The sequence below is a fragment of the Exiguobacterium sp. KJ 601 genome (genome assembly GCF_027161185.1).
In the GTDB taxonomy this organism is placed as follows: domain Bacteria; phylum Bacillota; class Bacilli; order Exiguobacteriales; family Exiguobacteriaceae; genus Exiguobacterium; species Exiguobacterium profundum.
Window position 1 is genome coordinate 188,230 of sequence record NZ_JADHZG010000001.1, and the last position, 13,163, is coordinate 201,392.

Annotated in this window: 12 protein-coding genes; 9 read left to right on the forward strand and 3 right to left on the reverse strand. The window is 47.0% G+C overall.

All coding sequences use genetic code 11. From position 1 onward, the window contains the following. Nucleotides 1–24 precede the first annotated feature (24 nt). Entirely contained in the window at nucleotides 25–981 is a 957-nt protein-coding gene (locus IRJ25_RS01070) for a sodium-dependent bicarbonate transport family permease (protein WP_269317582.1), read from the forward strand. Between the two features lie 56 nt (nucleotides 982–1,037). On the opposite strand, the gene IRJ25_RS01075 is transcribed toward IRJ25_RS01070, so the two are convergent. After that, nucleotides 1,038–1,790 (reverse strand): homing endonuclease associated repeat-containing protein, encoded by a 753-nt coding sequence (locus tag IRJ25_RS01075; RefSeq protein WP_012727425.1) that lies wholly within the window; start codon nucleotides 1,788–1,790, stop codon nucleotides 1,038–1,040. A gap of 396 nt (nucleotides 1,791–2,186) precedes the next feature. On the opposite strand from IRJ25_RS01075, the gene IRJ25_RS01080 reads away from it, so the two are divergent. Genes IRJ25_RS01080 through IRJ25_RS01115 form a run of 8 tightly spaced genes read left to right on the forward strand, consistent with a single transcriptional unit; the run spans nucleotide 2,187 to nucleotide 11,743 of the window. After that, nucleotides 2,187–4,097 carry a polysaccharide biosynthesis protein gene (locus IRJ25_RS01080; protein ID WP_269317583.1) on the forward strand — a complete coding sequence of 637 codons (1,911 nt, stop codon included), beginning with the start codon at nucleotides 2,187–2,189 and terminating at the stop codon, nucleotides 4,095–4,097. Continuing rightward, complete coding sequence (locus tag IRJ25_RS01085; RefSeq protein ID WP_031422166.1) at nucleotides 4,094–5,122, forward strand: NAD-dependent epimerase; 1,029 nt, start codon at nucleotides 4,094–4,096, stop codon at nucleotides 5,120–5,122. The genes IRJ25_RS01080 and IRJ25_RS01085 overlap by 4 nt, the downstream gene beginning before the upstream one ends. Then, nucleotides 5,122–6,465 carry a phenylacetate--CoA ligase family protein gene (locus IRJ25_RS01090; RefSeq protein ID WP_031422168.1) on the forward strand — a complete coding sequence of 448 codons (1,344 nt, stop codon included), beginning with the start codon at nucleotides 5,122–5,124 and terminating at the stop codon, nucleotides 6,463–6,465. Before IRJ25_RS01085 ends, IRJ25_RS01090 begins: the two co-directional genes overlap by 1 nt. 17 nt (nucleotides 6,466–6,482) lie before the next feature. Further along, nucleotides 6,483–7,835, forward strand: coding sequence for a phenylacetate--CoA ligase family protein (locus IRJ25_RS01095; RefSeq protein ID WP_269317584.1), 1,353 nt, complete (start codon nucleotides 6,483–6,485; stop codon nucleotides 7,833–7,835). Nucleotides 7,836–7,861: 26 nt separating this feature from the next. Further along, nucleotides 7,862–9,187: a nucleotide sugar dehydrogenase gene (locus tag IRJ25_RS01100; protein ID WP_196431291.1), complete on the forward strand. Its 1,326-nt coding sequence runs from the start codon at nucleotides 7,862–7,864 to the stop codon at nucleotides 9,185–9,187. Continuing rightward, entirely contained in the window at nucleotides 9,175–10,305 is a 1,131-nt protein-coding gene (locus tag IRJ25_RS01105) for a glycosyltransferase family 4 protein (RefSeq protein WP_012727419.1), read from the forward strand. Before IRJ25_RS01100 ends, IRJ25_RS01105 begins: the two co-directional genes overlap by 13 nt. Nucleotides 10,306–10,338: 33 nt before the next feature. Next, entirely contained in the window at nucleotides 10,339–11,088 is a 750-nt protein-coding gene (locus tag IRJ25_RS01110) for a hypothetical protein (protein WP_269317585.1), read from the forward strand. 4 nt (nucleotides 11,089–11,092) lie between these two features. After that, the gene (locus IRJ25_RS01115) at nucleotides 11,093–11,743 is read left to right on the forward strand and encodes a hypothetical protein (RefSeq protein WP_078147698.1); all 651 of its coding nucleotides are present in this window, start codon (nucleotides 11,093–11,095) and stop codon (nucleotides 11,741–11,743) included. 9 nt (nucleotides 11,744–11,752) lie between these two features. Here the strand turns inward: IRJ25_RS01115 and IRJ25_RS01120 are convergent, their stop codons facing one another. Together IRJ25_RS01120 and IRJ25_RS01125 are read right to left on the reverse strand one after the other, a co-directional pair. After that, nucleotides 11,753–12,517 (reverse strand): MerR family transcriptional regulator, encoded by a 765-nt coding sequence (locus IRJ25_RS01120; protein WP_269317586.1) that lies wholly within the window; start codon nucleotides 12,515–12,517, stop codon nucleotides 11,753–11,755. A gap of 47 nt (nucleotides 12,518–12,564) precedes the next feature. Beyond that, nucleotides 12,565–13,029 carry a GNAT family N-acetyltransferase gene (locus tag IRJ25_RS01125; protein WP_269317587.1) on the reverse strand — a complete coding sequence of 155 codons (465 nt, stop codon included), beginning with the start codon at nucleotides 13,027–13,029 and terminating at the stop codon, nucleotides 12,565–12,567. Between the last annotated feature and the right edge of the window lie 134 nt (nucleotides 13,030–13,163).

A 13,163-nucleotide genomic window follows, 5' to 3' on the forward strand; every position in this document is an offset into this window, starting at 1 on the left:
TTTTGTCGCCAAGGAGGAAGATGTATGGAATTGTTTTTATTTTTATTGACGAGCGCCCCGGTACTACTGTTTGTGACGGGCGTTATCGCCGCAGTCGGAAAATCAAACTTAAAGATCCCGGATTCATTGAGTACGACGCTCAATATTTACTTACTGCTTGCTATCGGACTGAAGGGAGGTATGGGACTCGCCTCGGTATCTTTTGAAGACATCGCATTACCGCTGACCGTGACGCTGTTGATTGGGATTTTGCTACCGCTTCTCGCATTCTATGTCGGAGGAATGTTCAAATTCTCATTCCCTGAGCGAATTGCTATGGCTGCGACGTTCGGCTCGGTGTCACTCGTCACCTATGTAGCAGCATCGACACAGCTCGAGCGTCTCGGGATTGCGTACGAGCCGTTCATGACAACACTAGTCGTCGTCCTTGAAATTCCCGGCCTGATTGTGGCGTTACTGCTGTATAATCAGACACACGTGATGGGAATCACGGCTACGTCAGGGAAGGCGAACTCTCTATCGGTGTTGCGGGAGAGTTTGTTCTCGAAAAGTATCCTCTTGATGTTTGCAGGTCTGATTGTTGGACTGGTGACACCAGACGCCACACCGCTCAAACCATTTTTCGTCGACTTGTTCCCGGGCGTTTTACTCTTATTCTTACTAGGTCTAGGAATGAAAGTCGGACAGCAGTTGAAAACGGTCCCGTCATATGGACTAAAATTTATGATGATGGGGATAGTGTTTCCGTTAGTCGGAGCACTTGTCGGCTTTATTGCAGCGGGGATTGCCAATTTATCTGACGGCGGAACGATCCTCTTGATGACACTCGCAGCGAGTGGATCGTATATCGCCGCTCCCGCCATGTTACAAGCCTCGGTCCCAGAAGCGAAACCATCATTTTATTTGACCCTTTCGCTAGCTGTCACGTTCCCGTTCAACCTGTTAGTTGGAATCCCGCTATACATTGCGATCGTCACATGAAAAAAGCGTCGACTCGAAAAGAGTCGGCGCTTTTTGTATGAGTTCATCTGTATGGATTACTGTTTTACTTTTTGTTCCTCCATACATTTTAAAGCAGCCGTCCAGCTTCCGAATAAGGCATTGATTGTCGATGTACTTGGAACATTTCGACCTTCGGCCCATTTCCGGTAGTGGAGGATACTAAAATGTGGTAGCTCTGTTTTGGCTAACTGCAAGGCATCAATGACATCTTCCTCATCCCATTTACGTTTCGGAGGAGCGATATCCAAGACAAATAGCGCATAGCTCCATGATCCGTATTTGCGAGCGATTGTCGCTACCGTCGGATAGCCTTTTTCCTGTGCCCAAACGGCGTAATGTTGGGACGTGAGACGCTCTAACTTTTCGGAGGCTTCAATCAAGGCTTGAATGATCCGTTCTTCATTGTTCCGTACCGTTGTCGTTTGAAGCTTGGCTTCACGTAACGCATTCGACCACGAACCGAACCGGCTGCTGATCAGCGTCAAAGAAGGGGCTTGCGAGATTTTTGCCCAGGCACGATACGTTTGGCTCGTGAAGAGTTCAAGTTCTTCTGATGCCTCAATCAGTGCGGTCAAAATATCTTCATCTGAATAATAACGATACAACATCTTAATCTCCGCCGCTTGAACGGCTTCCCGCCAAGAACCAAATTTGTAAATCACGGTCGATAGGGAGGGGACGTCTTTGTTTCGGGCCCATAGTGTATACTGTTTTGTGTCAAATTCTTCAAGTTCATTCGCTGCTTGTCTTAGGCATGAGAGGATCTGTTGCTCTGTCCATCGTTTCATCGTGATGTCTCTCCTTTTCAGAAGCAAGTCGTGGCTTCAAAGGTCATGGTGTGGTTAAACAATGGTGGTCCTGAAGGAAAGCTAGAATATGTGTCCGGTGACGAGATATGAAAAGGGAGGAACCTGAATCGATTGACTACTTTGGGAGAATGCGACATTCGCAAAATCTCAAAGTGAAAATAATCCAAATGTCCTACCTTCTACTTCCCATAATACCCATATAAATTAAAAATATTCACAAAAGAAAGTAAAAACTCATTACACATTTGTTAAACCGTTTCATGACGAAATGTCATTCGTATCAAAAAGCTATTCTTTTCTTTTGGATTGTGAATCTTGAACGGGTACTTATCTAGCATCAACTCGAAGCTGATTGGGATGGAAGGTGGTGAAAGGATGAGTACTCCAACTGTTCGGTCTCCCATTGATCGAAAAAATGCGCTCTTGATGTTACTCGATATCACGATTGCAGGGCTCGCGATTTTCGTGACGTTTGACCTATTCTTTGCAAATGATCCGACGGTAACATCTGACCCGCTAGATTTGATCACGATCCTCGGATTGAAGACGCTCGTTCTTCTCATTTTAGGATGGGTGACTCGGGTATACCGAATCGACTGGCGATACGGATCGATGCGTGAATTGCAATTACTGGCGATTGTGTTGGTCATGAGTGACACGTTCGTCTTATTCGCATCATACGTATTATTGGATGGCTTTTCCTATCAAGCAATTTTTATTCAAAGCTTACTCGCATTTAACGGAATGTTATTTATCCGACTCGTTGCTAGGACACGATCGTTTTTCCGATTTCACGCACCGGTGTCGAATGGAAAAGCTACCTTGGTTATCGGTGGTGGGGAATCGGGTCAAAAAATCATTAAAGAACTGAAAGAGCATCGAACGAATGTGCTGCATGTGGTCGGGGTGTTGGATGATAATCCATTGCTTCACCGTCTCTACATTCACGGGACACCGGTCATCGGTTCAATCGATTTATTAGAACGCAAAATTGAAGAGCTGAATATCGAAGTGGTTGTGTTGGCCATTCCTTCTCTTCCTTACGGAGATCGGGTCCAACTTTTGAAACGAATCGAGAAAACAGGCGTTGAATCCCATGCACTGCCAATGCTTGCGGAACTCGCATCCGGAAAAGTCTCATTAAATGAGATTCGAGAAGTGGCCATCGAAGATTTGCTCGGCCGTGAACCGGTTCAGCTCGATGTTTCGGAGATTTCTCAAACGTTGAGTGGATTAACCATTTTCATCTCCGGTGCAGGAGGCTCGATTGGTTCAGAGCTTTGCCGTCAATTGATGAAATTCAATCCTGGCAAACTCATCCTGTTTGGACATGGCGAGAATAGCATATATGCAATCGATCGCGAACTCCGCTTACTCGGGTCTGATACAGAGATTTGTCCCGTCATCGGTGACGTCCAAGACCGGGCGCGAGTGACGGAAGTGTTTGATCAGTATCGTCCGGACGTTGTCTATCATGCGGCAGCTCACAAGCACGTTCCGCTCATGGAAGACAATCCGAGAGAGGCAGTGAAAAACAATATTTACGGAACGAAGAATATGGTCGAAGCCGCCGATTTCTTTGAAGTGAAGCGGTTCGTCATGATTTCTACGGATAAGGCGGTCAATCCGACGAACGTGATGGGTGCCACGAAACGAGTAGCAGAAATGATCGTCCAACAGCAGGCTCGCCACAGCGAAACGACATTCTCGGTCGTTCGTTTCGGCAACGTCTTAGGAAGTCGTGGCTCCGTCGTTCCGCTCTTTAAAGAACAAATTCAACGGGGCGGACCGATTACGGTGACGCATCCAGAGATGACCCGATACTTTATGACCATCCCGGAAGCGAGTCGCCTCGTCATTCAAGCGAGCGTGCGCGCAAATGGGGGCGAAGTGTTCGTACTAGATATGGGGAATCCCGTCAAAATTGTGGACTTGGCGAAACGGATGATTACACTGAGCGGTTTCACCCTCGAACAAATCCCGATTCATTTCAGTGGCATTCGTCCAGGTGAGAAGCTGTTCGAAGAACTGCTCGCAACGAGCGAACATACGAATCAAGTATATGAAAAGATTTTCGTCGGTTGTACAAGACCCTTTAAATCGGTTGATCCGATTTTGAAAACGATTGAATATCTACTCGATCAATCGAATGGACTCACTTCTTTCTTGTTATTTGTCGCAAACAACGAACTGCCAGAAGAAGTGATGGAAAGTATTTTTGCGCCACAAATCGAACCGGTACGCATGCGAGTCAAGGAGTCAACGCAAAGGAGGAAGTCGTTATGAAAAAAACAGTTCTCGTGACCGGAGTGGCCGGGTTCATTGGTTTTCATCTAGCTCGACGGTTGCTAAAAGAAGGACATCATGTCATCGGGATCGATGTGGTCAATGATTATTACGATCCGAGATTAAAAGAATCAAGACTTCATGTGTTGACGCATCCTCGTTTCAAACTCTATCGTGATGCCCTCGAAAATAAGATGGCAATCACGCGTGTCTTCGAAAAAAACCAACCCCAAGTCGTGGTCAATTTGGCGGCTCAGGCCGGTGTACGCTACAGTCTAGAAAATCCAGATGCTTATATTCAATCCAATATCGTTGGTTTCTTGAACATCTTGGAGGCTTGTCGCTTCTATCCAGTAGAGCAATTGATTTATGCCTCATCTAGCTCGGTTTACGGATCAAATCAGGCGATGCCATTTTCCGAACAACACCCGGTCGATCATCCGCTATCCTTGTATGCGGCTTCGAAGAAGGCGAATGAGTTGATGGCTCATACGTACAGCCATTTGTTCGGTCTAAAAACGACGGGGTTGCGATTCTTTAGCGTTTATGGGCCATGGGGGCGTCCCGATATGGCACTTTACAAATTTACGGAGGCGATTTTAAAAGGCGAACCAATCGATGTATACAACTACGGTGAGATGGAACGAGATTTCACATACATCGACGACATCATCGAGTCGATTGTCCGACTTATGGATATCGCACCGTTGGCAGATGAGGAGTTTGACTATGAACATCCTCTACCTGACCGGAGTGACGTTCCGTTTCGTGTCTATAACATTGGAAATCAGCAACCGGTATCCTTGATGGACTTTATTCGGACGATCGAAGAGCGAGTCGGGAAAAAGGCCATCCTCCGCTTGTTACCACTTCAAGCGGGAGATGTACCCGCGAGTTTTGCCGATTCCTCCTCTTTATATGAATCGATTGACTTTCAACCACAGACGTCGATTCGCGATGGCGTAAACGCGTTTATCGACTGGTACATCGCCTATCATCAAGTGTTGAAGGAGGGCATCGAGTAATGGGGATTTTACAGGATCGGATTTATGCACACTCACCGATTCGCCTCCAAAATTGGCTGGTTTCCTTATATGGAATCAAGTTATATCGGGAGCGATACGGTCAGTATTATGAGCAGGAATTGGAGCGACTGAGACGTGCTCCAAATGAAGCGTCACCTGATGCAAAACTCAATCATTTGAATCAATTCCTACAGTTTTGTAATCAACACAACGTGTACTATCAACGACTCTTCAAAAAACACGGGGTTACCTTACCCTTAAAGAGCTTAGAAGACTTTAAGCGGATCCCTCCTTTAGAGAAAGAGACGCTTCGAACGGATGAGACCATCTTTTCTAACCTTCATGCCCCAATCATCGGCATGACGGGCGGGACGACGGGTAAATCGATTCAGGTTCGTTTCACCGAATACGATTATCAAATGCGAATGGCGCATCTCGATTTTTTTAAAGAACAACATGGTTTTCGCCGTGGGATGAAGCGAGCTAGTTTTACAGGACGGATGATTTGTCCAGGTAATCAAAAGAATGCGGTGTATTGGCGGTACAATGCCCCGATGAAGCAAATGCTCTACTCGGTCGTGCATTCGAATCCGACAACGATTCCACACTACATCGATTCGTTGAACGAATTTCAACCGGCCGCACTCGACGGTTCACCTTCCGATATGATTGAAATCGCAAAATATTTGAAAACCCATCAAAAGACGTTATCGTTCCGACCGGTGGCTTTATTTCCGACCTCGGAGACGCTCACACCATCCGGACGCTTGTTGTTAGAAGAGATGTTCCAAGCGCCGGTTTACGATCAATATGCTTCTTCGGAAGGGGCTCCTATCGTTACGGAGTGTGAGTGCGGGAAGATGCACTTACGTCCTGAGATGGGAATCATCGAAACGGATGCATTTGGAGAGGCGCTCGTCACCAGTTTCACGACGCACGGAACACCGCTGATTCGCTACCGCATTGGCGATCGGATGACCCTCAGTGAAGCGATGTGTCCATGTGGACGACAGGACACCATTATCGAGTCAATCGATGGTCGTCAAATGAACTATGTTGAGACGCCGGAAGGCTATAAGGTGTTTGAAGGAGATTTGACCGCAGCGGTTGGCGTGCTGCCAAACTCTATTATTCAGATTCAAGTGTTGCAACACAAAATAGACGAAATTGAGATGCTGTACGTGAAGGATGAAGCACGATTTGAGCCTGAACATGAAGTCGCGCTCCAAAAAGAAGTCGAGCGTCTGTTTACTTCACGAATGAAAGTTCTTTTACGAGATGTGAAAAGCATCAAGAAAGAAAAGAACGGAAAAGTCCGAGTCGTGAAACGACTCTACACTTAGCGAGAGGAGACTACACCATGGCAGGGTTTGCGCTTCGTGATTTATACATGAAATCACCGATTCGATTACAACAATGGATGACGACATTGTATGGAATGAAACTATGGCAAGAACGGTACGGACGCACATATGAGCGTGAGTTAGTCGTTTTAGCCAATCGTCCCAAAGATGGGGCAGTCGTCGCAGCCGATCAATTGAAGCGACTCAATGCGTTTCTCGAATTTTGTGCGATGCACAATGCATATTATCAAAAACTGTTTGAAGAAAACGAGATTGTTCTTCCCCTCCAATCGATGGAAGAGTTGAAGCGCATCCCGATCCTCGAAAAAGAAACAGTTCGGAAAAATCCGGACATCCATTCTAACATCAAAACAGACATTCTTGGTCGAACCGGTGGAACGACAGGGACGTCCTTGCAAGTCCATTTTACGAAAGAAGACTATCAAAGACGTATGGCCCACGTTGACTTTTTCAAAGCGCAACACGGGTTTATCAGAGGAATGAAACGAGCGAGTTTCACAGGACGGAAAATTTGTAATCCAAATCAAGAAAAACCTGTATTTTGGCGCTACAATCGACCGCTCAATCAGATGCTGTTCTCGCTCTATCATGTCAATCCTCAGACCATCCCTCATTATATCGACGCATTAAATCGATTCAAGCCAATCGTATTAGACAGTGCACCGTCTGCCATGATTGAAATCGCAAAATACATCAAAGAAAATCAGATTCCACTTGAATTTCAATTACTGGCTATTTTCCCGACAGCCGAAACGATTACGCCTCAAGGAAGAGCCATCTTAGAAGAGGCGTTTGGCGCCCCGGTCTTTGATCAGTACGCGTCTTCTGAAGGGGCACCGATTTTAACGGAATGTACCCATGGGAATATGCATCTCCACCACGAAACAGGCGTGATCGAGTCGTATGGGGATCACGAAGAAATTTTAGTGACGAGTTTTACGACCCATGGGACACCGCTCGTTCGTTACCGGATTGGCGATCGGATGAAAATTGGAGAAGGGACATGTGCTTGTGGACAGGGAGGAACGTTCGTCACTTCCATTGAGGGACGCGAAAGCAATTATGTACTCACTCCAAACAAACAAAAAATCTATGAAGGGGATTTGACGACCGTTGTCCGAGTATTACCCAACTCGGTTATCCAAACGCAGTATCGACAACATGATTTGTATCATATCGAACTAAAATACGTCCCGGATCTGGAACGCTTCAAGCCAGAACATGAAGAGATTATGAGGAGCGAGTTGGAACTACTGTTCGGTAAAGAGGTCATGATTACGTTGACCCCCGTGCAATCAATTCCTCGGGGAGCGAATGGAAAAGTCATTGTGATTGATAAAACCGCATAATTCCGAATCTCAGGAGGCAGATGGACATGGATAAACTCATCTCAGAATCACGTACAACACGAAAAACCATTGCCAATCGTCACGTAGCTGTAGTCGGATTAGGATATGTCGGACTCCCTGTCGCTGTTGCGCTAGGTGGCGTAGGAGACGTCATCGGAGTAGACATCAATGAAACGCGTATCAATGAGCTTACCCTTCATCTCGACAGCACGCGAGAAGTTGAATCAGTAGACCTTGAGCAAGCAGCGGTCTTATATACGACGGATGTCGCCAAACTTGAAGAGGCGGATTTCATTATCGTGGCTGTGCCGACACCCATCAATGATCAAAATCAACCAGATCTAGGACCGATTTGTAGCGCGACTCGTGCTGTTGGAGCGCATTTGCGACCGGGCACGATTGTCGTATACGAATCTACGGTCTATCCGGGACTGACAGAGGAAGAGTGTATCCCATTACTTGAAAAAACATCGGGTCTCCGGGCCGGGATTGATTTTAAAGTCGGCTACTCTCCAGAACGAATTAATCCAGGCGACCGTGAGCATACATTCCGCACAATCAAAAAAGTCGTAGCTGCCGAGGATGAAGAAACACTCGATGTGGTAGCGGCTGTTTATGAGACGGTAGTCGATGCCGGCGTTCATCGTGCTTCCTCAATTAAAGTGGCTGAGGCGGCCAAAGTGATCGAGAATACACAGCGAGATTTGAACATCGCGTTGATGAATGAATTGGCCATCATCTTCGATCGCATGAACATCGATACGCTCGAGGTGTTAGAGGCTGCCGGGACGAAATGGAACTTCCTAAACTTCCGACCAGGTCTAGTCGGTGGACATTGTATCGGCGTCGACCCATTCTATTTGACGATGAAGTCTGAAATGCTCGGTTATCATCCGGAAGTGATTTTAGCAGGTCGTCGAATCAACGAGACGATGGGACGTTTCGTCGCCACATCATTGATAAAAACGATGATTAGTCAAAACATGGCCATTCTCGGATCGCGCGTAACGGTCCTCGGGATGTCCTTCAAAGAGAACGTCAGTGATATCCGAAATTCGAAAGTGGCTTCCTTGATTCGAGAGGTCGAGGAGTTCGGCTTAGAAGTGCAAGTGTGTGACCCGCTCGTCGATCCGGAAGAGGTACGACGAGAGTATGGAATCGATGTCAAATCATACTGTGACTTAAAACCAGCGGATGTCGTCATCTATGCCGTGTCTCACGATGAATTCGTTCAAGAGGGTTGGACGATTGCGAAACGCCAGCTGAAGTTAGGTCGTGGCATCGTCATTGACTTGAAAGGCATGCTCGATCGCGCGATGAAGCCGGAGGAGGTGCACTTATGGCGCCTTTAAAGATTCTCCAGTTCTGCGCTGTCGATATGACAGCGGATGTGTTGCTACGTCCTCTCATTGAGTCGCTGAAGGCGGAAGGACACGAAGTCGACGTCGCGTGTGCTTACGGTGATCGGACGGATCGTCTTCGGGACGAAGGATGGGTCATTCATACGTTGCCAATCGATCGAAAGTTTAGCCCGAAGCGTAATCTACAGACCATTCAAGAGTTGGTGAGGTTATTGCGCCGCGAAAAATATGATGCCATTCACGTCCACACCCCGGTGGCCGCAGCGTTAGGAAGAGTTGCGGCCCGCATTGCCAGGACACCACATATTCTCTATACCGCACATGGATTTTACTTCCACGAACGAATGGGTCGAATCGCATACGAACTCGTCTTCTGGTTAGAGAAATCACTCGCGGCATTAGCGACCGATTGGTTGTTGCTCCAAAGCGAGGAAGATTACTCACTCGCTAAAACAAGACATTTCAAAGAGGACGAACGATTGATGCATCTCGGAAACGGGATTGATTTAAATCGATTTTATCCGACAGAGAAACACATTTCCCCAGAACATTTAAAGTTCTTGTTTGTCGGAAGGCTCGTTCAAGAAAAAGGAATCCTAGATTTACTTCAGGCGTTCGATGAACTGACGAAACGCTATCCGAACGCGACGTTGACGATTGCTGGAGAGTTGATGACGAGTGAACGTGATCAAGAGACGGCGAAACAAGTCGAGGCGCATTTAGCCCAAAATCCACAGATTCATTACGCCGGATTCGTTCGGGATACCCCCTCTTTATTTGCAGCACACGACGTCTTTTTACTTCCCTCTTATCGTGAAGGATTGCCACGCTCTATTCTTGAAGCCATGGCGTCCGGATTACCTGTCATCGCTACCGATATCCGTGGCTGTCGAGAAGAAGTCACGGATGGGGAAACCGGATTTCTCGTTCCGGTCGGTCGACCTGAGGCACTGACCTTGGCGATGCGTTGGTTCATTGAACATCCTGAACAGTGTTATTCATTCGGGCAACGTGGTCGCGAAGTGGTCGAAGAAAAATTTGACGAAACGAAAATTTTAAGTCGTCAACTTCACCTGTTCGCACAAATTAGTAGCCGTGAAGTGGGATGAACCGATACGTCAATCACGTAAGGGGGAGGCGACATGGGAAAGCAACAACTGATTGATCACTTACAAGAGGCTTCTTCGGACGGTCGCCTCACCATCTACATGTATCAGAAATGGCAAAAGATTCACGGCGGGGCAACCGTGGTGGAATTATTGGAAATGTACGGATCATGGTCGAATGTACTGCGTTTGGCTGGGTTGGAACAGCAAACGCCACGGTTCACAAAGAAGGAAATGATTCAAATGCTTCGTGAAGCGGCGAAAGAGCATGATTCATTCAATAGTGCCGATTATCGAAAGTGGGCCATGACCAATGATGCACCGACGTTGACAGAGGTCGTCATTCAGTTCGGATCGTGGAAAGTGGCACTGATTGAGGCGAATTTGAAGAGTATCATCTCGTTCGATCAAAAATGTGAAATCATCCAATCGTTACTTGATGCCAATGAAGAGCTTCATCCATTGACGTCGACCGCTTATGCCAAATGGGCCAAGCAGAACCAACGTCCGAGTATCACGAAAGTGGTGAGGCGTTTCGGGTCTTGGTCCCAAGCGTTAGACGAGATTGGCATCTCAACGCGAGAGCTGTTCACGGAGAAGCAAATGATGGAAGCGCTACACGAGGCAGATGAACATTTGACCGCTCTCTCACCATGGGGTTATGAAGTGTGGCAAAAAGAAAAGGGCAATCGTCCGACATTAAAAGACATTCAACAAATGTTTGGTTCATTTGATGTGGCGGTCCGAGAGATGCGTCAAACCGCAAACCAAAGTGGAGGGAGATGAGAAAATGCGAGTTGTACTCTGCACGGGCGACCACTGGAGTTCAACACTTGTCTATCAAGCGATACGGGACTTAGGCGTCACACATGTGATCATGGAAGATGGTCCGACACCGACTCATGTCAACACGTGGAAAGAACTTCTGACACAATCGTACATTTCCTTCCTGACTCCCATAATGCGGCGGTTCAGTCGAGAACGAATCGCGGAGTTGCAGTCGCGGTATGCTTTCTGTGACGATTCGATTCCGGAACAGCGTATGACGCGTGTCGTTTCCTTACAAGATAAAAAAGCGGAACATACGATTCGACACCTGCAACCGGACGTCATCATCATGTACGAAGTTGCGGAAATGAACGAACGATTGTTACAAGAAATGAACTGTCCCATCTTAACCATCACCCCATCGATGGCAGTGGGACAACGAGAAGCATATTGGGGATTCCATAACCACACATCGAGAAAAGAAGTTCGACTTTGCCAGTGGACGAAGAAAGGATGGACCCCACTAACGAGTGAAGTAATCTATACAGGTGGAACGGACAACTTCTCGACCTTCCCTTATATTTATTTGGCGACGAGTCTCCCGATGTTACAAAAACATCTTCAAATAGGACCGCAAGAAGACACCGAGCGACGAAAAAAAGTCCAAGCCTGAGGCTTGGACTTAACTGTTAGCGATACAATAGTATTGGATGGCCTCGTTATAATACGCAGCGAGCCCCGGCTCGAAGCGATCATAAAATGCGGTGAATCGTTCATCCGTCACATACATCTGTCCGAGTCCACTGAACATATCGAGTGAACAGTCGTAAAAGTGTGTGTCGATGAACAGATGATTGTCTTTCACAATCGATTGAACTCGGTCGTCATCGATTGCGATTTGTGAACGAAATAAATCAACGAGTGGCGCAATCAAATCGAGTTGCATTTGATTGATGCGTTCCCAGTCCGCTTTCGATCGCTTCTGCGCACGTTCTTGTGCTGTCTTGTAAGCTGAAGTCTCTCCCCAACGTTCCTGCACTTCCTCTTGATGTTTCGCCTCGTGAGCTTGAATCTCCTCATAAGATAATCCATCAAATAATGACTTGTCATCCATTGGAATCCCTCCTTTGAGTGAGGTGAGGGTCGCTTCTACCGTCTCGGCAAGCTGAGCGAAATAGGCTGCTTTCTGTCGCAACGCCTCGATATGTCCACTCAACACATCAATCCGGTTGAACGTCGTTGAATCAAGCAATTCTCCGATTTGATCGAGAGGAACATCGAGCGTGCGATAGAGTAAGATGAGTTGCAACCGTTCCGCATCGCGCGAAGAATAACGCCGATAGCCGTTGGCGTCACGGTTCGCAATGAGAAGACCGATTGCGTCATAATGTCGAAGCGTTCGCGTTGTCGTTCCAGCGAGTGACGCAAGTTGTTGAATCGAATACATCCCTTCACCTCCTTAGTCAAAGCGTAAAGGTTGACGTCACGTCAAGGTCAAGCCTTTTTTTCAAACAGTGAGAATCCATTTCGTTCGCCGATATAGTGGAAACCGAACCGAGGATAGTAGTTATTTAAGAAGGCGTTATCGGCAACACAGTCCAATCGAATGGTCGAAGACGTGTTTGCTAAGGCATGCTGCATCAAACGTTCCCCGATGCGTTCACCTTTTGCACTCGAGTCCGTGACGAGTCGATGCAAGTAGACGGCACCGTCCGGGTCGTCCCATAGATTATGGTCCCAGTCAGTCGGAGGAATCAGGCTGACGGCACCGACGACTTGCTGATCTCGTTCGTAGACAAACACCGTCCCGTTTGTCAAATCGTGACGGACATAGTCGGAACGACTCGGCTCTAAATATTTGACCCATTGCGACTTTCCGGATACTTGGAACTCTTTTGCTTTCTTTAAAATCAATTGATCGACTGCTGAAAAATCCTCCATTGTGGCAAATCGAAACATGATGAAGCACCTCGCTTTCATTTCTTTTCAAAATCGTGTAGGGTACACGTTGAGTATGCTGATGAAACATCTTTGTATCATCGAATGTTTTTTGGTAAGATAAATTTATTGCATCGTGCAAACGATTGCGCTAA